This is a genomic window from Bacillus sp. FSL R9-9410, assembly GCF_038050385.1.
GTDB lineage: Bacteria > Bacillota > Bacilli > Bacillales > Bacillaceae_G > Bacillus_A > Bacillus_A cereus_U.
This window is the reverse complement of record NZ_JBBOTV010000004.1, coordinates 73,990-95,760: the sequence shown is the minus strand read 5'-3', so window position 1 is coordinate 95,760 and position 21,771 is coordinate 73,990. Positions and strand designations below refer to the sequence as shown.

Below are 21,771 nucleotides of genomic sequence, written 5' to 3'. Positions count from 1 at the left end.
CCGCAACCATTAGCATTCCGTCGCGATTGCTCCGTCTTCTCTTATACGTAAAATAAATATTTTAACAGTAAAATACTTAAGATATTAGCTAATAAACTTATATTTTTTATTCAATCTATAAAAATCTTGCAACAAAAATGCAATTGTGATGATCACCATTAAACCATTCACCGCAAGAGCTATTACAATCGATAATTCCATGGTAGGTAATAACATGATACATAGTGAAACAATGGATGCAATAAAAGGAACAACTTTTCTTGTTCTTGTTATGCAAAATTCTTCACTTTTTTTTAGTTGCGGCATGATTCTACCAATGATTAACAAGAAAGGAGTGGTAGCCAAGATCCCTAACCACCCGAAAGCGCTTTCGATAAACCAAGGTGAAAATGGCATGGCTGAAGAGAATATAAATAAGTTCAGTATTAACAAAAATAGTTGAATAAGAGATAATTTTATATGTATTTGTTTCATGTTGTTACACCTCAGAAAAATGAATAAAATGAAAGTGGGTCATATAATAGGCATAATATGATCCACTTTCACACATCGTACTTCACTCTTTATAAGAGATACGGCTATTAAAAATCTTCGCCATGCTTCACGTACCTTGAAAGGAATCGAAACCATTCATGCTATATATAAATGAAACCGCAGTTTACAGTCAAACTGCGGTTTCATTTATATATAGCATGAATGAAACCGCAGTTTACAGTCAAACTGCGGTTTTTCAACGTACAAGGAATTACACAAATTATTAGTCACTGCCTAAATAGTTTTCCTTATTTATCAATATCTGTTTCTACTTTTTTAAACTTTGCAACGGAACCTTTTAGCTCCTTTTACTTGCAAATTATTTATTATTTTCTCCAATATTTAACAACATGCCCCTCGTTGTTAATGTAAACATAGTATTCAGCTTCTGTTTTCTCGTCCCATACATACTCATCTTTGTTTAGCAAAGCCGCCCCCCAAGAGCCCGCAAAATACAATTTTCCATCATACTTAAAAAAGGTATTACTCTGCATTTGTCCGAGGGTTTCAGTATTTTCCGAGAAGTAAAACGTAAAACCATTTATTTTTTGTCCACCTGTTTGCATGACGCCTTTATCATTGTAATAATATTTTTTTCCATCTTTTTCTATAAAATCTGTCGGTAGAACTTCTCCCTCATTATTAAAGTAATATTTTTTTTCGTCAATAGTTATATTATAGTCAAAATTATAGTTATTTCCAGAATTGAAATAATATTTTTTACCATCAATTTCCTTCCAACCACTATAGAAAGGCCCTTCTTCTAAGCTGTAATATACAAGTACAGGTATTTTCCTTGTAGTATCAAATAAGTCATCAAAAAAGATTTTAGAGACCCCACTTTTTCTAATAGAACCATCTTTTTCAAACACTAGCTTTTTCTCATCAAGAGTAATATAAGTTCCAGTATTACTTAGCGCTCCTCCATCCAGACTAGAAGCCTTCTCAAGTGCGCCTTTATCACCAGAAAAGTGAAGCACGATATTTTGATCTTCTAAACGCACCTCCTTTTTCGTTGATCCCGCCCGACTTTGGAAGTAATAAATCTTACCATCGATTTCTCGTAGACCTTCTTCAACAAACGCTCCGGAAGCATCAGAATATGCGGAATACCCTTCGCTGTGACTTGTCCATGCTGATCGCTGTAAAGCACCGTTATCATCAAAATTGTAGAACTTATTGTTAATAGGTGTGTCCCATGAATTTTCCTTTAACATGCTAGAATCATCTTTAAAATAATACGTCTTACCTTCGATTTCCTGCCAACCCTTCAACAAGACTCCATCGGAACCTGCATAATAATGAACGCCAGCAACGGTTACCCAATTGTTCTTTATCACGTTTCCAGAAGAATCTTTTGCAAGCAATTTATGACGATCATATTCATCAGATACTATCTGTATTCCGTCATACTTCGGTTTCTCATTTTCTTTACCAGGATACCACTCTCTTAGCCAATTATGAATTTCATTGTTGGTTTTTGCAGTGAAACGAATTTCAGATTTGAAGCTCGAATCCGTACCAAATTGGTAAGTATACAAATTACCAGCCAAACTTACTCCATTTTTGTTATTCAAACGGAATTGAAATTCTCCCTGATGAGAATTTCCAATCTGAACAAGTTCAAACAATTCATCATCACCAATTGAATCAGAGTATTGAAGATTCTTACCTTCTTTTCCTGAAAGGTATTGTGAACCTTTTCTTACAAACACTTTATTCGACCCTTTTTTATAAGGAATAATTTTATAATTCTCACCACCATTTAATGTAATAAATGGTAATGCAATAGGTGTATCTAGACCCAATTTCGTCTCTGCAAATACATTTACTACACGGTTATTAAAATCTGCAAGAGCTTCAGAATCACTTGTGAGATAATTCCGAAGAACATCTTTACTTACCGGCTCTGAAGTAGCTGTTCCTAATTTTCGTTTACCTTCTGGTAGTTGGTTAAAAAGATCCTTAAAATTCTGACCAATAGCAAGCACACCACCTGTAGTATAAGCACCTGGGAATGCTTGTCTTACAAATTTATCTGCTAAATTCGTGTAATGACCTTCATTGCTACTTTCTAGATAAAAGGTTTGCCAGTTTGTAAGAGCAACACCTGTTTTTCCTTCATCTAATTGTTTTTGTGTAATATACAAAAGAATATGTTTAGATAATTCTGGTTCATCAGGAGTTAAGTCTACTATTGTACCAGCTTGCTTAATACGCATTTGTTCCCCATGCTTGATTTTTTTATATTCAACCTTTCCATCAGCGTAAGCAATTTTAACCTTCTTGCTAAAATTTTTATCTTTATAATAATCAAACGCACTAATACCAAACTCTCCTTTTTGGAAAGTAGGTGCTATGTAAGCACTGTTTTCAACCCCACGATTATAAGTGGATTTTGCATCGGTTTCTTCTAAAAACTTAACAAACGGCTCTTTTAAAAACGCATCATAAATATTCCCAAATGTTGTAACAATCGTTCCGAACGTATCAACATCTGCCTTCACTTTATATTCTGTTACGGGGCTGGCGCTGAATAAAATCCCCATTGCAATCCCTACAGGAAGGACTTTTCGCATACTTTTTTTTACTTTTCCATTCATAATTGTGCTCCTCACTTTGTGCTACCCTATTTTTTCTATTTATTAAACTGCATTTAACGTTCCAAAGTTTATCTTAGTTTAAATACCTTTCAAAAGTCTTTCATAAATGTTACAAAAGTCTTTCATTAATATCGTATAAAATCTGATTTTTTACGATATTCTATATTTTTCAGCTTGGCCCCATGCTCATTAAGCGAAGATTTTTAAGTATCCCAAAACAAAATATTTATCTGTAAAATGAATGAAGTAGTAAACAAGAAAGGCTGGCAAAATGCCAACCTTTCTTGTTTTTTTGGTCTCAATTTTTATTTTAATAAATCAATAATAACTAAAAGGAATCGTTTGTCTCGTTCTTGTTATACAAAGGCCTTTTCTTTTCTTAAGATATGTCATAATTACACCAATAAATAATAATAAAGGTGTAGTAACGAAAATTCCAAGTAAACCGAAACTATCTTCAACAAACCAAGGTAAGAACAGCCTCCTTGAGGAAGATATAAATAGGTCCAGTACTAGAGAAAATAACTGTACGAGTAATAATCTCACACTTATGTTTTTGAGATTCATGGTGTTAAGATCTTCGCAAAAGTGTATTTTTAGACTATATGATCGGTGGTTTACTTATGTATCAATCCTTTTATTCTTATCGGTATGTCTAAGTTTAAGAAATTACTTACAAAAGTACTGAAGTGTTTGTATGAGAAACAATGAAATGGTTTTGTAACATTTATGAAAGACTTTTGAAAGGGATTTAAATTAAGATAAACTTACTGATATGAATGTAAATACGTTGAAAACAGTATAAATTAGAAAGTAAGGAGCAAATCCATGAAGGAAAAGATAAAGAGATATATAAAAAAAATTCCCCCTGTAGGAATAGCGATGGGGATTGTATTCAGTTTCAACCCATTTACAAAACATAAAGCAAAAGCAGACGTTGATACAAGAGAAACTATTCTTACAACATTTGGAGATACCTATGATACGTTTCTAAAAGAGCCTTTTGTTATTTCTTTATCCGAACAAAGTGCTAAAAATGATTATCTAGCTAACAATGAAAACCGTGCTTACAAACCTCCTACTTTTAACAAAGGAGAATTTGGTATTAGTGTGTATGATTATTATAAAAACCAAAACTTTTCTAAGGAAATTAAAATTTTCTATAAAGATGGGAAAGTTGAATATAAAACGATAAAACATGGTCAACAACTTATGATTAAGCAAGCTGGTATCATAGTGGACTTAAATCCAGATGCCTCAGATCTATATGAACGTGATGTGTATTTTATTACACAAAAACAATTAGATGAAGGGAATACTGGTATTGCGCTTACGAATTGGCAAACATATTACTTGAAAAGTGAAAATAGTGGTCAAATGAATGGTCCTTTAGCTCTAAAATATATTAGACAGGAGTTTCCAAATATAAAACCAGGTAGTGCTTCTTTTGACCTAGAGAAACTTTTTCATGCACTACCAGGAGAGAAGCGAAAACTGGCAACGATAACTTCGAATCCAGTAAAAGAATCTGAAATTTTTAGTTATACCTCTGATGAGCTTGCTGAGATAAAAAGACATAAGCTGGCCGTCGTTACACAACATAAAAATAAAAAAGAAAGTCACAGGTAAATGAATTCATTAAGAAGTGATACAAAAACATTGTTTTTTGGTAAACAATGTTTTTGTTTAAAGCTACTTAGTGCTTTTATCTCGACCCCTTATAGGCCTCAAATTACGAATGTTTCAAGATAGCTTTATATAGGAAACTACAAGACAAAGTATAAAAAAAATCACCCGCTGAAATTGGGAATTTTTTCAGATGTGGCGGGTTATTCTTTGAATCGTTTCCGTACCCCTATATATCTCGGCTGAACCCCTTATTCCCCCTTTTCGAGGGGATGGGCAAAAACACCCAATATGGGAATAGATCTTGCAAATACATTTATGGATTCCGCTAATAGAATAGCAAGTCATAAGATTGAGCAGCCATCAACGTTGGAAATATTGATTTAAGTAATGCACTACGTGATTTAGGTGGCGATCCTTCTAAGAATATATAATCGTGGCGATGACCAAGATCTAGCGTTTATCTTAGGTATTTCACCGGGTTTTGGAACAGCAATAGAAATTGGACAGTTAATCAAAGGTGAAGACTTAATAACAGGTAGAAAATATGGACCAGAAGATTATGCATGGGGCACATTGTCGGTCGTATCCGGTGGTACATCCTGAGTAGTCGGAAAAGTCGTTGGAAAAATTGGTGACCTAGAGAAGAAAGGAAAGGCTCTAGAAGCGGCTGCTAAATATAAGCCAAAAACCATAGAAATAAATAATCCTGTTTTAGATAACATTCGTACAGGTAGTGCATTAAAAATAGATGAACTACATGCATTTAATAAAATTATTGATAATTATGTTAGTTATGCATCGAAATTTGATTTAGTTGGAGGTGACGGAATTAAGCGACAGCTTTATCAGGTAGAAGGTTCGTTAAATGGTAAAAAAGGTGTATTCGAATGGATTGTTGACCCTGACCCTAAAAAAGGTGTTACACACAGAAGGTTTATTGAGGGAGTTGGCGTAACAGGGAAAGCGAATGCAAGAAAGAAGTGATAATATAATGTATAGTTATAAAATTTTCAAAACGTATAGACTACAATATAGTTGGGCTACTTTGCTAACCGGATTAAAATTAGGCCTTTTATCCATTGAAGAAATAGATACATATGCTGCAAATTATTTGATTGATAATCCCCACGTAAGCGATGATGCATTATTAGAACTTACATGGGGATTATGCGAGAAAGAAAAAGCTATTGAATTAATAGAAACCATAGTAATGGATTTAGCAATACCTTGGAATGGTGATGTTGAGGAACGAAAATGGAAGTACTGTATTTTAATGTCTATGAGAGAAAAAAATAACGATTACGATGCTTTATTAGAGAATATAGCTAACCTGTATAGTGATTTTAATTATCCAGACTATATGAAAGGATTTATTTATTATTTAGAACCGGATGACGGTTATGATCCAAGTAAGTATACCAAAAGTGAAAATATTAAACGACTGATAAATAAACTAGATTCATTCTTACAAAGTGAACAGAAAGCTTTACAGGAGGTTTAAATCGTAAGAATAAACCTTTAGAGGATATTTTATAGTAAATCAAGATTCCTTTTACAAAGCCGTAGGTATTATACTCCTACGGCTTTTATTATACATTATTTAAGTGAAAACTACTTTTTTCGAAGAAAATGAAAGGTCAAATGGTAGTTCGGATGGTTTTCGATTTGAATCAATATGATACTTTCCAAATCGATTTACATGTGCTGTCATATAGGGACTTAAAATGGATAGCAAATCCTTATATAATGATTTGCGCACCTCGAAAAAAAGAAGTAAAACTTGATAAATTGACAATGAGATTGTTTCAACATTCTTTGAAAAATCTTAAAGATCAAAATGGTAAAAAGGTGAAATTGCCAACTAGATTTTTTTAGACTGTATCAACTTGATACAGTCTATTTTTTATGTACTTTATAATTTTTTAGGTGTGACGAAAACGTCACAAAAAGGACTAAAAGTGTGACGTTTTCGTCATACCCTAAAAAGTACTATAAACCCTTGGTACAACTGGATTTATAGTACTTTTAAACAATCGTCTCTATTATCACTATTATTAAGGAACAGGTAGTATTTTTGAGCAAACAACGCTCAAAAATCTCCACCTTCATAATAAAAAAGTCGGTTCGTGTGCTTTTCTCGCCAAGCCGACAGACAAAAAGCAAAGCAATGGTACTCGACTTGGACTAGCAAGTATACGAGCCGAACCGCTTAGATCAATCGCTCAAAAATAGTTCTTATTCTATATATTGATACGTTTAATACGTGGGATTTCGGCCCCACACGACGAGCCAGCACTCTAGCCAAAAAGCAAATATAAGACCAAAAGACAAGAACAAAACTATAAAAAAAAGAAAAACCCTCTTTGAATACTTATTCATAGAGGGTTAACATAACGTACTATTATCAGTAGTCTTATATTTAAAAATCTATAAACCTTTTATTTAAATACAACAACCTCCTCACCTGAATACACTTTCAAGTCTTCCATTGCTATGGCTATGGCATGTTTTTCTGTATCAATTAACGATAACCCCTGTTTAATAGGAGCCCAATACTCATATCCGTAATCCTCAAACCACGCAAAAACTTCTGTACTGAAAAAACCATCATTTCGTTTGATAACTTGGACTTTGTATCTTTTGCTTGGAGAAACAATCTCTTTAATGATTTCTTCCATTGTCTATCTCCCTCTATCTTTTATCCAGATTGTACCACATCAAGAATATAGATGATGAAAGGTATTTTGATTGCATAAGGTATACATGTGAAGTTAACATAACATATCATTATCGGTAGTTATAAAAACACAAAATATTCCGTTTCAAAATCAAAAGTATTCTTATCTTATTGAGATATAATCAAAAATTTCTAAGATATTTTTTTATCTGCATTACGTTGTGATTTTTATTTATTCGACGATCCTATTTTTTAAGAATTACAAGGTTTATATTATGGTATGAATAAAATAAATGGATATATAGAAAAAAACCTTCCATCTCAAATTGAAAAGTACTCTTAGTTTTTGAGATGGAAGATGAAATTGAAATGTCACCACGACATATATTCCGTCCCTATCCGTTTAAAAAATAAATATTTTAGTAACTGATGCTTAATGTGGAAATGGTAACGCGTGAAAAAATGTCGAATTTATTAGAAAATTGTATATTTTTGTTGTTTTATTTTTTTTTCATGCTAGACTTATAATTACAAAGAAAGAGTATACAAAAACCCTTAGCGATATAATTATCTGAATTTTTAGTTTCGTTTGTTGGTTTGCTTTACATCATTGACATGTGTGTATGCATTTTTTCCTCCACTCTTTCTTTGCTGTGCCCTTTAGAAAAAAACAACTTGTCCTTATCCAAGTTGTTTTTTTTCTGTAAAGATTTCATTTATTGTTTATGATAGTTGAGGTAGTAATTCAAAAAAGCACCTATCAGGGACATAGTTTTTAAGGTGAGTTTTTGGAAAGCATTTTTATGAAAAATTGGCGAGAATCGTTTGGAAATTAAAATAGCCCCTCTTTTCTGTGTACCTCGACACATTTAATTTGTATAATAGAAAAACTAAGAAAATTAAAAAATTAATACATATGCACGTTTACATAAATAGGGGTGAGAGAATATGTACAAACTGACCGAGATTATTGACGTAAAAGAAATACAAACTATGGCAGAACACTTTTATCTTTTAACACAGATTTCACATCAGCTGCTTGATTGCAACGGAGAAATCATATTTCATTACGGCACACCATCCTCTGATATACATTTACATACAAAAATTCATGTCCCTATTATATTCAATGAAAATACGATTGGTGATTTTGTGATTTTGTCGCCTAAAGATCGTATTGAATCTTGCACTATATACTTTAAATCCCTTGCAACGATTATAACGAATAAAGGAATGAATACAATACAGCAATTGCAGAAAGATCAATCTATCCCTGCTGAAAAATTATATACGATTTTACACAACATGCCCGTTATGGTTGATGCTTGTGATGAAGAAGGGAATATTGTCATATGGAACCGAGAGTGTGAACTTGTAACAGGTTATAGTGCCGCTGAAATTATTAACAATCCTTGCGCGTTAGAGCTACTTTATCCAGATGAAACGTATCGGAACCAGTTACTTCATGGATTTTCTGAACTCGGTAAAAACTTTCGTGATTGGGAAATGACACTTACTTGTAAAAACGGTGATGAAAAAACAATCCTGTGGTCAAACCTTTCAGAAGAATTCCCTGTTCCTGGATACAGTCACTGGGCAGTTGGTATTGATATTACGTATCGGAAACAGGTAGAAGAGAAACTTATAGAAAAATCTTCAGAGTTAGAATTAATTTTTAAAGCACTTCCAGACTTATGTTTTTTAACAAGACTTGACGGAGTAATCGTTGATTATAAAGCCGGCTGTCCATCAAGATTTTATGTACCTGTCGAACAATTTATGTATAAAAAATTTCAGGATGTGTTACCTTTAGATGTTGCCCTGCAGCTACAAGAAGCAATTGCAAGGGTACAGCAGAATAATTCCATAGAAATTGTAGATTACTCCTTGCTCATGCATAATAGTATTTACTTTTTTGAAGCACGATGTTTACCGCTATTAACAGATAAAGTGATGGTTATGGTTCGCGATATTACAGAGCGGAAAAAGACAGCGGAACTATTAAATAAATCAGATAAATTAGCTACTGTCGGTCAACTCGCTGCAGGGGTTGCACATGAAGTGCGAAACCCACTCACTGTTATTAAAGGATTTATACAATTATTAGAGATACAAATGAAACATGAATCAAAACATTTTCAACTCATACTTTCTGAAATTGAGCGCATTGAATCTATTATTCACGAATTTTTATCTATTGCTAAACCTGAGGTATGTTCTTTTGAACAAGAGAGCATCGATGTAATTTTAGAAAACGTTGTATTTTTAATTAACACAAAGGCAATTATGACAAATATTCATGTCACATTCCAAACGGATCCTGACGTTGTATATATTGATTGTTGTAAAAAACAATTAAAACAAGTGTTTATCAATGTTTTACAAAATTCGATTGAAGCAATGCCACATGGGGGAGACATAATCATTACCACTAAGAAAGTAAGTAACAATGAGGTGGAAATTTGTATTTCAGATGAAGGGATTGGTATTCCAGAAGAAAGAATTGCAAAACTTGCTGAACCTTTTTATAGTACGAAAGAAAAAGGAACAGGTCTCGGTTTAATGATTAGTTACAAAATTATTGAAAGTCATCAGGGAAGAATTTGTATAACAAGTAAAGTTGGAGTAGGAACCTCGGTGTACATTTATTTACCGCTTTTGAAAAATGTTTAAAAACTGATATAAAACTTTTCTCAGGTAGTAGAGTACATTTTAAAAGGTGCACCGTAACAATTAGGTTCTGGTGCGAATAATTAAATACGATATAAAAAGGCGTGGATTTTTTATTTTCCTTGGGTTTAAGTAATTAATTCAAACAGTTGGTGGATGAATTCTTTCTAATTTTGGACAGACTGGTTCCGTAAATCAATCTGTTCTTTTTTCATCATATGCATAGCCTCTACTCCAAAAAGAATGGATGTAGCTGTGTCCAAGCATTTGAATCCTAGCATAGAACGGATTCGCTTCTTTATAAAGCGATGATCTTGTTCTACTATGTTATTCAAGTACTACATAAACCCACAACTCATTTCTTTATTTTACTATCCCAAACAGAACGATTGTTTCCTGAAAATTAAAAAGAAGATTGAGACATCTCAATCTTCTTTTCAGGCAGAATTAGATAGAATTTTATTGAATAAAATTCTATCTTTAAAAACTAGCTCTGCAAGAATCGCTGTATTTCTATTTCTGGTAATGTAAGTTCATTATTACGCAATTATTTATAAAATTTATCATACAAATGATATGCGTGGTTTAGGAATAAGAAGGTTCTGTTACGAAGTTTTTAAAAATAAGTAAAACTGCACGGTTATTTTGAGATTTGGATGAAACTTTTATAAAAGTGAAAGGCGAAGTCTTTAATACGACTCCGCCTTTTCGGTCTATAAGGAATTATTAATTGCTACATTACTATTCAACAATGTAATCATAGATTCTCTATGTTTTAGGTCACTTTGCAACGGAACTAATACTCCCCTATTTTTGTGGAGTAACAAGTTCCACTTTAAATTCTTTTATCCCTTCTTTTAATGTGACAGCATCTGTTCGTAATGTTTTCCAACTGTCTTTAGCTGCATTCAAGTTAGGTTTTAGGAATCTAAATTTATTTTGATCCGCTTTTTGAGCTGCATTCTCAATATGCCCAAGTACTCCCGAATATTGAGAATCTAAATCATGCCATTGCGTGGACATATAAGTAAGAGCGTTAATAGCATCATCAAGCGCACTATGCATCTCACTAATATTATTATATGCAACCCCAACTACACGATTTAATGTTAGTTTACCATCTACGGTCTGACGTAATTCTGCTAATAAAGGCTCTAACTTGCCTAAATTATCTCGTGCTACACCCACTATTATCCCACCAATTACCGGTAAGCCCAAAATGGCACCCTTCATTACATTAAATCCATCAGATTCTAACTGTTTATAATAGTTTACTGATCCTAAAACCTCATTTAGACGCTTTTGATCAGCCTCAACATCAGCACCTTGGTTCTTTAAAATCGACTGTAAGAGATCTTTATTGCTTCCAAATGCTCTAACATCTTGTCCAATAGCGTCTCTTAATTTAGTTAATTCTTGTATTAATTGTTGTGCAACCTTTTGGTTTTGTTGAATCTCACCTCGTAAATCTGTAATCCCTTCTTTTAAAGCATCTCCATCCCCTTTATTAATCGCCTCTACCATTGTTTCATAATAATTGTCAAATGTTGTATCGTATTCAATAATACCAGTCAATGTATCTATAAGCTGTTTTTTCACTTGCGTATCCCATGTAACAGCATGTGCTCTTGCATTCTTTTGATCTTGTACAATTTTATCAGGTAAATCTGCATACCCATTAATAGTGATTCCTTCAAAGTTCACATCTGGATTCTTAATTAGCATATAAGAATAGGCATTCATAGATTTTGCAAATAACCCAGCCTTTTTCAAGGTTTCTTTCATTTTCACTTCATTTGCTGAAAGAGACATATCTCCATTGTTAGTTTGTTCAATTCCACTTGCAAAAGTTGCTACTGGTGAGACCACAGAAGTTGTTGTCAAAGTTAAAAACGTCGATACAGCGAGTAGTTTGTAAGGGATTTTTTTTATCATTTCATATTCCTCCTATATAGGTTTGATTTTTAGTTCGTTTCTTCTTGTTTAAAAGCGATGTCTTTCGAAATGAATTCTGCATCTTTATGAATATCATTCCAACTTTGTTTAGCCGCCTTTAAATCATCAGGTATTAAAGAGAGTTTATGTTCTTGCATTTGGTCGATACTATCATATAAATCTTTATAATTGGCCCCCATTGTATTCCATTGTTTTTGAATATTTGTTAGAGACAGTATCGCTTGATCCACTGTCTGATACAGATATGTCAAAGTATCTTTTGTGCTAGTAAGCGAAATAACTGCTTGGTTAGCAAGATCGGCTTTCGTACTTAATTGTCCGATTTTGTTAGAAATTTCGTTATAAGAGTTCATATGATTAGACGCTGTGACACCAGCTGCCGTTCCTAAACCGATACCAGCTGCACCGAGAGCCGTAAGGCCACCGACAACAACCGGTGTTGCTGTACCGCCAGTTACAACAATTACTACCGCTCCTCCAATGGCTGCAATAACTAAAATGGCTGCTCCCAATCCACCACCAATTGACCATGCTAATACATTGTCAAAATGTTCTTTCTGAGTAGCACTTAGTTGCTCAATTTCAGCCTGAAGTTGTGGAATCAGTGCTTGTTTTCCCGCTAATATTGCCGTTAAGCCACCTTTCCCATCTGGGCCACCAACATTATTTTTAAAATCTGTAGTATTTGTGTACAGTTTTGTTTTGAAGGCTTCTAACATCTTAATTACTTCTGTAACTTCTTTTGAATTTGTATCAATTGTAGTGATTAAATCATTTATGCCCTCTTTTAATCCTTCCTTATCTTTCTTTTGTACAGTATCTACTAATGTATCGTAATAATTTTTAAATTGTTCATCGTAATTTACAATATTACGTGCTGTATTTTGAATCTTCGGTTTTGCTGTATCTAGCCAATAATTCGCATTGATTCGAGATAGTTCCTGATTAAGGTGAATATTTTTGATTAATTCTTCCCCTTCTGAACCTAAATCGATATTAGATAAATTTACATTCGGTTGTTTAATCATTGTTTTTGCGTACAAATCCATTACAAGAATATGAGATCCTGTTTCAGCCAATGCTTTCTTTAGTCCTTCAGGTCCTAATGCATAATTCCCTATTTTCTGTTCTTGTGCAGTCTGTTCTTGTACAAGTGCATGGATCGTGTTACCGTTCGTAGCCGTTATAACCGTTGCCAGAGTAGCCAAAGTTAACACTTTAAATGGAAACTTCATCATATTAATTCTCCTCCCTATTTTTCAATAGATTCTTATAATCATCATTCCGCTTTATAAATTCAGAATATTAGAACTTATAAACTTGTTCTTCAAGGTAACTTGTTACATTTTTTAATTGTCTTAATGTATCTTTTTGAGACTGCTGATCAGTTGTATCAACATTAGAAGATAATTTTGTAATATTATTTTTAATTAGATTCATATCTTCTTTATAGCGCTTTAATAGGTCAAGTTCTACATCTACTTGATTTGCAAATGTATGTAAATCATTTTGCATAATAAGAAGCATAGACTTTTGTAAATCTGCTACTGTTAGGCTCTTTGTTAAATCATATAATTTTTGGTTTTGTTTCTCTAAATCATCTAAATGTGCTCGCTGCTCTGTAGTAAGTTTATTTACTTCAGCGAAGGCACTATAAGTTTTTTTAATTTTTTCAGGGTCAATAACCTTCGTAAGGTCATACTCTTTTGTCTTTGTAATTGCAGCTGCAGCTATTTCAGCTTGTTTGCTTTTCTCAATTGCTTCACGGGCTTCTTTTTTGGCAGCTTCAATCTCTAGAGCAGATTTACCCTTTTCTTTCGCTTCTTGCTCTGCTTTTTTCTCTGCTTCTAAAATAGAATTGTTAATTTCTTTTCCTTTGTTATACGCTGCTACTGCTGTTTGAGCAGCAGGTTCAATGATATCTTTTGAAAGGTTATAGACTTCTTTGAATATAACAAACCCTTGTTCATTTAAAGCTCCTGGTAATAATGCTATTTGTTGTAAATCACTTTGAATTGATTTTTGGGTATTTAGCAATTCATTTTTTAGCTGGTCTATTTTCCCTGTTCCCTCTGAACTTAGTACACCTTGTGCTTTTGTCACGTCAGTATCGAGATCTTTAAGCTTTTTATCAATCTGTAATTTAATATCTGTTAATTCATTAATCTGACGTTGTACGCTTTCTTGGTTTGTCGTAGTTTTATCTTGAAGAATTTCAAGTCTATCCAAGAACCCTTCTTTATCTTCATTATTGTCTACAAACTGTTTTAATGTTGGATAATAGCTATTAAATTGGGTTACAAATCCTTTACTTTTTGAATTTAATAGAATTAATTTTGGATAAAGTTCTGATGACCATTCGTTCATATCTTGTTTGATCAGGGATTGGTTCGTATTTAAAGCTGGGACTTCCTCAAGCTGTACATTAGGACTCATTAAAGCTTGATCAATATATGTTTGGATTAATTTAGATTGTGCACCTAATTTTCGTAAGGATGAGGAAATATCCGTATTCTCTTGTTGAGTTTCTGCCTGAACGATTGGCATTGCAAGAGTATTGATAGGAATATTCGCCCCAGTAACAATGGATGTTATTAAAAAACCTGTAATTATTTTATTTTTCATTCCATACACCTCTTCACTATTGTCTTTTTACAATCTTATTCACACCTCTAGAACAACCTAGCGCTAGGGTCTCTCCTTCCACACGCTTGAGGAAGAAGAATTCTTTCGGATAGAGTGTTAGACTCTCGTTATTATTTACTTCTCATAGAATGTAAGGCCTTACTTCCCCCTCATTTAAACACTATGTTTTTACTAAGTAAACAATAAAATCCCATTATTTATATTTAATAATTCAGACACTTCATGTTTGTATTAGAAAAAAATTATATTTAAAAAAGTTAAATCCTATTAATTAATTCACTAAGTGAAATAATTACATCAGTGTAATTAGACTTAAAATATAGTGATTTTCATTTATTTATATTAATCGTTTGATATAAAATGTTTTTAATATAACTTAATAGTACTTTGTATATCATTTACCTTTTTTTGTAAAATGTAAAATTACATATTTCTCCACACTAAAAAACCAACAATTAGCAACAAATAAACCAACAAATAACAACATTTTTAAAAAAACAGGTCGTTATTTGTTGGTTTTTATTGTAAGATGCATAACGTAATATAAAGATTTAATAAGGGGTGGTTTAATGTCAGTTCTAAAAAACAGTAAAATTGGTACAAAGTTGAATACATTAATGATTACAGCGAGTATCGCATGTATTCTCTTATCCATTATAGGAGTTATCTCTTTAAAGAAAACAGGTGAAGCTTCTGCAAGTATGTATGACGAAAGATTACTTCCAATTTTTTGGATACAATCTCTAGAATCTAATTTCCGATACGGAAACAGTAATTTTATGGAACTCATGGTTACAACTGATGAAAAAAGAAACAAAGAATTAGCAAATAACATAGATCAAACACGTAAAGAAAATGATCAGTTATTAAAAAACTTTGAGTCTAAGATCAGCTCACAAGAAGAAAAGCAATTATATAAGAATTTCCAAAAAAACTTTCAAGAATTTAGAACTCAAATGAAAGAAGCACAAAATTTAGCAGTAAACAATAAAAATGAAGAAGCTTATTCTTATTATTTAAAAAACACTGAGCCTGCTATGCAAAATGCGATTAATTCTATTCAAGAACTTGTGAAATATAATAGTAGCCAGGCAGAACAATTACAAAAAAGTAATACGAACAGTGCACATACTACAATACTGATGTTTATTATTATTTCAGTTATTGCGACTGCAATTATTATAGGTATTGGATATGTCATCAAAACAGCTATTCAACGTCCAATTACTTTATTACAGCATGATATAAAACAAGTAGCAGATGGAAATTTAGTAATACGTACTTCCTATCAAGCAAATGATGAATTAGGAGCTATTGTTACTTCTTTTAATAACATGTTAGATAATTTACAACATTTAATTGAGAAAATACAAGTAACGACATACGAAGTTACCTCTTCTACTGACAGTATGTTGCAGAATACAAAACAGGCATCTAAAATATCTAATGAAGCTGTTCTAACAATTAATAAAGTAAATAAACAAATAGAAGGACAAGTTACTAATATTCATGAAAGTTCAACAGCAATGAATGACTTAACAAATGGAGTTCAATCAGTAGCTGAATCAGCATTAACTGTTGCTGAAGTATCTGTTGCTACAACAGATCGTGTAAATAATGGTAGTAAAGTAATCAAGCAATCTATTACTCAAATGAATAATGTGCATGCAGTTGTTGAAGAAACATCTACGGTGATAGAACGTCTTATTATGCGTACACAGCATATAGATAAAGCTTTAGACGCGATTACAAATATTGCGGAACAAACAAATTTGCTTGCTTTAAATGCTGCAATCGAAGCAGCACGTGCAGGAGAGAATGGAAAAGGATTTGCAGTTGTTGCAGCTGAAGTGAGAGATTTAGCTGAACAATCTAAGCAATCCGCACATGAAATTAATAATTTAATTAAATCAATCCAACAAGATACAAAAGATACTGTTCAAATCATGAGAAAAGGACACGAAGAAGCTATACAAGGAAGAAATGCTGCTAATGAAGCAGACGAAGCCTTTTCAACAATCATGAAAGACATTCATAAGATAACACATCAAATTCAAGAAGTATCAGCTACAACAGAAGAAATGTCTGCTGGAACTGAAGAAATTAACGCTTCACTATCAGTAGTATCAGAAACTTCTACAAGAGTAGCGAAAGATACAAATCAAACCGTACAAGCCATTCAAACTCAAGCATCATCCATTACAGAAATAACAAATCAATCCATGCAAATAAAGAAAAAAATCGAGGAATTAGAAGGATTAATTTCACGATTTAAAATTAAAGAATAAAAAAATAAAAGGAAAAAGCAATTACTTTAAGCTTGATTGACATGTCGTGCTACACCAAGTTGACAAATAGCCCAAAAAAGAACCCAATTAATAGGTTCTTTTTTTGTTGCTAATTATTTTTGTTCTAAAATACGTTCGACCTCATCTATGCTTAATTTACTGGCTTTAGCAATCGTTTCAAGTGGTACACCAAGTTCATGCATACCTTTAATCATCTGTATTTTTCCTTGCTGAACCCCTTCTTGAATTCCTTCTTGAATTCCTTCTTTTTTCCCCTCATTACGAGCATGAGCAAACTTTGCAGCCTCATCCATTAAGGCCTTTTCTCTTGCTTCATATGCTTGACGGAAAGAAGAATCTTGACTCATATGTTCCCACTTATTCATTGCTTTTTGTAAAATTGGATCTTGGTTCATGGCAATGTCCTCCAATGTTTGTGTGAGATACTCATCTTCATTCGCTGGTAATAATAATAACCAACGAACAAACGAATCTTCCCACGGATTGACTTTCTCTTCGCGCCATTGCTGTAGTAACTTTGGAATCTCTACAATATGAACTTCTATATCGTCACTTAATAACTTTTGTTGTTGCTGATTCCAAAGGATTCCTGTTGTATGAAACGCTTCATATTCTGGAAACATCACAAAGTTTAACAAGTTAATGGTAATCGTTTTATGAAGTGAACTATAAGGCATTCCTTTTTGCAATTGAGAGGTGTATAACCTTCCCCAATAATACAAGCTTCGTTTGATCATATCATGATTGTTATTCAATTGTATTTCTACATTTACCTTTGTTCCTGTATTTAATGTAGCCGAAATATCTAAAATCGATAATTTATCTTCTTCATATTCTCGATGCAAATGTGGATCTTCTAATTGCAGGGAAACAATAGGTGATTCTAAAGAATCCTTTAATATGGCATTTAAAAAGGCAACTAAAATATCTTCATTCCCATTTGTGCCAAATAACTGCTTAAATGCAAAATCGATACGTAAATTTACTAATGAATTGGACATGGTTTTCCTCTTCCTGTTTCAAACTATATCTTTACCTTTATTGTACATAAAACCAAAGTCAACATGCAAACAATCCCTATGATTTATATAGGGGATGCATACAGATGTACACAATAAATTATCGAAGACGATTTGGGATCACCATACATGCCCATCAACTTAAGAATTTTATAACACCCCTAAAACAAAAATTGTACATTTTCACCGGGAGATGCCACTTTTCTCGTTTTGGGGTATATGCTTTTCTTAGCTTGATGGCGATGTGGTGCTACCCCATGTAGTTTTCTATGTCTCTTTCAAATGATTTTTGCACCAGAACCAAAATTCATCATATCGACCTAAATATATTCACCGTAATGTAATAATGAATTTAAATATGAAATTTTGCATATATTCAAAAAGCAATCTACTTCCTTACTGATCAATGCTAGGATTATACATGAGGGTGATGTTAGATTATATATCAAATGGAGGAATATTTATGAAAAGAAAAATTTTTGCTTTAGCTTCAGTAATTGCTTTATCAGCCCCTATTCAAAGTGTGGCGTTTGCACATGAAAATAGCCATCAATATGGGACATCTTTTGGTCATAAGTGGTCCGCAGAAGCCATCCATGATGAAGGAGTAAGTACTCATTTATGGATTGTTAACAGAGGCATTGAAGTTATGGCCCAAAATAAGACCGTTGTGAAGCCAAATGAGATATCTCTATTAAATGAATGGCGTAATGAGTTAGAGAAGGGTGTCTACTCTGCCGATTATGAAAATCCGTACTTTGATAATGGCACATTCGCTTCACACTTCTATGATCCTGATACAGGAAGTACGTATCTTCCACTTGCCAAACACGCAAAAGAAACAGGAGCAAAATATTTTAAATTAGCTGGTGAATCCTATCAAAATAAAGATTTTAAAAATGCATTTTTCTATTTAGGATTATCACTTCATTATTTAGGGGATGTTAATCAGCCTATGCATGCAGCGAACTTTACCAACGTTTCGCTTCCTATTGCCTTACACTCAAAATATGAAAACTTCGTCGATACTGTGAAAGACAATTATAAAGTAAAAGATGGAAATGGCTATTGGAACTGGAAAAGTGTAAATCCAGAAGATTGGGTTCATGCTTCTGCAGTTGGTGCAAAAGCAGATTTCCCACTAATTGTTAATGATAAGACAAAAAAGTTGTTTCTAGATGCCGCTATATCACAAGACGCTGCTGATAAATGGCGTGCTGAAGTAACACCGGTTACTGGAAAACGTTTAATGGAAGCGCAACGTATTACAGCTGGATATATCCACTTATGGTTTGATACGTATGTGAATAATAAATAATAAAATACGAAAAGAGAGTCCTTTTTCAAAGAAGGCACTCTCTTTTTTCAATTAGATAGTTTCTCCATGATTTAAACAAATTAGATTAGCTTTAGCTGATGGCTCTTCAATGGATTGATTAGCAGCACCAACAGACGAATCTTTTTTTCTACTGGTTGCGCTTCTGATTCTCCAAGAATAGACACAAGGTATGTACCGCCCTGGGTTTCGTCTAATCGTAACATTTAGAATATGCCCTTTTATTGTCCATTACAGCAATATTACCGTTAGTTAGTTTGTTTTGTTGTATAGGATTGAACTTTATTGTTTTTAGACTTGAATCGTGGCATATCATTCTGTTTTGTGAAAAAACGTGAAAAAGCATCTGCGAGGTTTTTTTATGTGGATTGAAGAGCAATACTATCTACTTCTTTTAACCAAAGCGTATCCTATTGCTTCTTTAATTGAGTGGGCTCAGCAGAGCAAGAAGGATAGTTAATCCTTTGCCAGTTTCTTTAGAGGTGTCATTCCGAAGAGCAAGAAAATGATTAAATACAAAGCGACTGCACCCAATGGTCTTAGCAATTAATATTTCTTGTCGCTTATTTGGATAGATACGGAACTTATATGCTTTATTTACTAACACGGGTTGCACCTCGCTTTCTTGTATGATGCCTTCAGTATACAAAAAACGTAGGATTATGCCTACAGACATTCATCTCTTACCTAAAATTGGTGTTTCACACCTTCACATTTTTGAGGAAGAAGTTTTCTGTCGGAACAAGATAAATATAATAAGGGAATGCATGTATACTGATTTATACTGCATTCCCTTATTGTAATTGTATGTCCACTATATTTTATTCTTCCTTTTCTAAAATTTAAAAACTAACATCCAAATTTCTTAGTTTTCACCTCTTTCTAGATCCACTCCATTGTAAAAAAACTCTTCATTAAATGTCCAAACTATTAACTGGTGTCCCCCCTAAACTATAATAACTTTTAAAATTTTCCCAACAAAAAAATCCCCGTAAAGCATATACACTTTACGGGGAGAGCCTGTTTTCTATCTTATTATATACGTACAGCCGTACCACTTACAGCAACCATTAACATACCATCACGAACAACTTCGTAGTCTACGTCAACACCAACGATTGCATTAGCACCTTTTTGTCTTGCAAGTTCTTTCATTTCGTCCATTGCAATATCACGTGCTTCTTTTAATTTACTTTCATAAGCACCAGCACGACCACCAACAACATCACGGACTGAAGCGAATAAATCGCGGACAATATTCGCACCCATAATAGCTTCACCATTTACAATATCAATATATTCACTAATTTCTTTCCCTTGAATTCCCTGCGTTGTTGTTACAATCATGATTGACACTCTCCTATAACTTATAATTTTTAATCGGCGTTTCTTATGTCTTTATTATGACATGGAAAAAGTAGCTAGACTATCTAATAACCTTACAGGAATGTGACATTTTTGTAAGGAAAACTTACTCATTTTCTATTCGGATTTCTTTAAATATTAGACGAGAAATCTAAAGCAAATACCACGGAAAATATATGTTTTTTTACAGATGATGGTTGAGTTCAAACATATTTTTAATATCCAAAAATATCTACCTCAACTGCAGAAGCATATCCATTTTTTCCATTTGTCACTTCTATTTTTACATATTTAATAGCAAACCGGTTCAAATGTTACAGTTTTGTTATCCTTATTATTTTCCCATGTTCCAAACGATACTTTTTCATACTTAAGACCATCCACACTCGTATAGATATTGTAATTTAAAATATGACCATTTTCTGACCAATCTTGTCGGGGTAGATATACTAATTCTGTAATTGTTCGCTTTCCATCAAGCTCTAACGATAAAAAAGCCTTGCTGATTGCAAGACTCCTCTCCTCATTTCATACAATTGTGTATCGACTATTCTCTGAAACAAGTAAACTTGTATGATCAATCTTGACACGACATTTCCCTAACCTCCGCTTTACTTCCGATTGTAATTTCTTGTTTGCTTCTTCTAAAGAATGTGCTGGAATAATTGCTGATTGTAAGTCTGTTACCTTGCCATCATACATCACAGAAAAATCAATTTCATATCGATGTATCATAATTTCTCCACTTCCTTTCCAGTAGTTCGCTTACAACTCATCCTTACATGCTTTTTGTTTTCGTATATTTTTACAATTACACTAAGTTTCTTCACAATCCTCGCTAACCCTACCAAAATAACCTTTAAAAATTCCAATACTTAATAAAACATATGCAACAACCGTGAACTACCCGCCACTTAACGACCTAACGGACTGTCTGAAGTGGGGGCTTCTCGGTTAGTCGTTACTTTTGATAGCTAACGAATTAGTCCTTAGACAGCCGAGCTAACTCCCTTGTTCCAAAGGTTAT

Annotated in this window: 14 protein-coding genes and 5 pseudogenes; 7 read left to right on the top strand and 12 right to left on the bottom strand. The window is 33.1% G+C overall.

Annotated elements, in window-relative coordinates:
• Window positions 1-84: 84 nt before the first annotated feature.
• Window positions 85-474 carry a hypothetical protein gene (locus MKX77_RS29530; protein ID WP_341308605.1) on the bottom strand — a complete coding sequence of 130 codons (390 nt, stop codon included), beginning with the start codon at window positions 472-474 and terminating at the stop codon, window positions 85-87.
• Window positions 475-860: 386 nt separating this feature from the next.
• A complete protein-coding gene (locus MKX77_RS29520; RefSeq protein ID WP_341308604.1) occupies window positions 861-3,137 on the bottom strand; it encodes an N-acetylmuramoyl-L-alanine amidase family protein in 2,277 nt (758 codons plus the stop codon).
• Between the two features lie 828 nt (window positions 3,138-3,965).
• On the opposite strand from MKX77_RS29520, the gene MKX77_RS29515 reads away from it, so the two are divergent.
• The 4 genes and pseudogenes from MKX77_RS29515 to MKX77_RS29500 all read left to right on the top strand — a co-directional run.
• A complete protein-coding gene (locus tag MKX77_RS29515; RefSeq protein WP_341308603.1) occupies window positions 3,966-4,766 on the top strand; it encodes a hypothetical protein in 801 nt (266 codons plus the stop codon).
• A gap of 285 nt (window positions 4,767-5,051) precedes the next feature.
• Window positions 5,052-5,441, top strand: a pseudogene (locus MKX77_RS29510) (S-layer protein); the annotation flags it as partial.
• 292 nt (window positions 5,442-5,733) lie between these two features.
• Window positions 5,734-6,267 carry a DUF2247 family protein gene (locus MKX77_RS29505; protein ID WP_341308602.1) on the top strand — a complete coding sequence of 178 codons (534 nt, stop codon included), beginning with the start codon at window positions 5,734-5,736 and terminating at the stop codon, window positions 6,265-6,267.
• Window positions 6,268-6,491: 224 nt separating this feature from the next.
• Window positions 6,492-6,641: pseudogene (locus tag MKX77_RS29500) on the top strand (Rep protein); the annotation flags it as partial.
• A 563-nt stretch (window positions 6,642-7,204) separates the two neighbouring features.
• Here the strand turns inward: MKX77_RS29500 and MKX77_RS29495 are convergent.
• Window positions 7,205-7,444, bottom strand: a complete 240-nt coding sequence (locus MKX77_RS29495; protein ID WP_341308601.1) for a hypothetical protein — start codon at window positions 7,442-7,444, stop codon at window positions 7,205-7,207.
• 947 nt (window positions 7,445-8,391) lie between these two features.
• Between MKX77_RS29495 and MKX77_RS29490 the strand changes: the two genes are divergently transcribed.
• A complete protein-coding gene (locus MKX77_RS29490) occupies window positions 8,392-10,116 on the top strand; it encodes a PAS domain-containing sensor histidine kinase (RefSeq protein WP_341308600.1) in 1,725 nt (574 codons plus the stop codon).
• A gap of 164 nt (window positions 10,117-10,280) precedes the next feature.
• Here the strand turns inward: MKX77_RS29490 and MKX77_RS29485 are convergent.
• The 4 genes and pseudogenes from MKX77_RS29485 to hblC all read right to left on the bottom strand — a co-directional run.
• Window positions 10,281-10,451 (bottom strand): annotated as a pseudogene (locus MKX77_RS29485) (DDE-type integrase/transposase/recombinase); the annotation flags it as partial.
• 469 nt (window positions 10,452-10,920) lie between these two features.
• The gene (hblA, locus tag MKX77_RS29480) at window positions 10,921-12,048 is read right to left on the bottom strand and encodes a hemolysin BL binding component B (RefSeq protein ID WP_341308599.1); all 1,128 of its coding nucleotides are present in this window, start codon (window positions 12,046-12,048) and stop codon (window positions 10,921-10,923) included.
• Between the two features lie 29 nt (window positions 12,049-12,077).
• A complete protein-coding gene (hblD, locus tag MKX77_RS29475) occupies window positions 12,078-13,307 on the bottom strand; it encodes a hemolysin BL lytic component L1 (RefSeq protein ID WP_341308598.1) in 1,230 nt (409 codons plus the stop codon).
• 67 nt (window positions 13,308-13,374) lie between these two features.
• The gene (gene hblC / locus MKX77_RS29470; protein ID WP_341026811.1) at window positions 13,375-14,694 is read right to left on the bottom strand and encodes a hemolysin BL lytic component L2; all 1,320 of its coding nucleotides are present in this window, start codon (window positions 14,692-14,694) and stop codon (window positions 13,375-13,377) included.
• 590 nt (window positions 14,695-15,284) lie between these two features.
• On the opposite strand from hblC, the gene MKX77_RS29465 reads away from it, so the two are divergent.
• Window positions 15,285-17,003 carry a methyl-accepting chemotaxis protein gene (locus MKX77_RS29465; RefSeq protein WP_341308597.1) on the top strand — a complete coding sequence of 573 codons (1,719 nt, stop codon included), beginning with the start codon at window positions 15,285-15,287 and terminating at the stop codon, window positions 17,001-17,003.
• 113 nt (window positions 17,004-17,116) lie between these two features.
• Here the strand turns inward: MKX77_RS29465 and MKX77_RS29460 are convergent, their stop codons facing one another.
• The gene (locus tag MKX77_RS29460; RefSeq protein ID WP_340804963.1) at window positions 17,117-18,025 is read right to left on the bottom strand and encodes an Rpn family recombination-promoting nuclease/putative transposase; all 909 of its coding nucleotides are present in this window, start codon (window positions 18,023-18,025) and stop codon (window positions 17,117-17,119) included.
• Window positions 18,026-18,506: 481 nt separating this feature from the next.
• On the opposite strand from MKX77_RS29460, the gene MKX77_RS29455 reads away from it, so the two are divergent.
• Entirely contained in the window at window positions 18,507-19,361 is an 855-nt protein-coding gene (locus MKX77_RS29455) for a phospholipase C (protein WP_193658943.1), read from the top strand.
• 143 nt (window positions 19,362-19,504) lie between these two features.
• On the opposite strand, the pseudogene MKX77_RS29450 reads toward MKX77_RS29455, so the two are convergent.
• From MKX77_RS29450 to MKX77_RS29435, 4 genes and pseudogenes are all read right to left on the bottom strand, one after another.
• Window positions 19,505-19,986 (bottom strand): annotated as a pseudogene (locus tag MKX77_RS29450) (helix-turn-helix domain-containing protein); the annotation flags it as partial.
• A gap of 428 nt (window positions 19,987-20,414) precedes the next feature.
• The gene (locus MKX77_RS29445; protein ID WP_000637500.1) at window positions 20,415-20,726 is read right to left on the bottom strand and encodes a heavy metal-binding domain-containing protein; all 312 of its coding nucleotides are present in this window, start codon (window positions 20,724-20,726) and stop codon (window positions 20,415-20,417) included.
• A 233-nt stretch (window positions 20,727-20,959) separates the two neighbouring features.
• A pseudogene (locus MKX77_RS29440) lies at window positions 20,960-21,236 on the bottom strand (discoidin domain-containing protein); the annotation flags it as partial.
• Window positions 21,237-21,272: 36 nt separating this feature from the next.
• Entirely contained in the window at window positions 21,273-21,479 is a 207-nt protein-coding gene (locus MKX77_RS29435; protein ID WP_193649153.1) for a hypothetical protein, read from the bottom strand.
• Window positions 21,480-21,771: the final 292 nt, after the last annotated feature.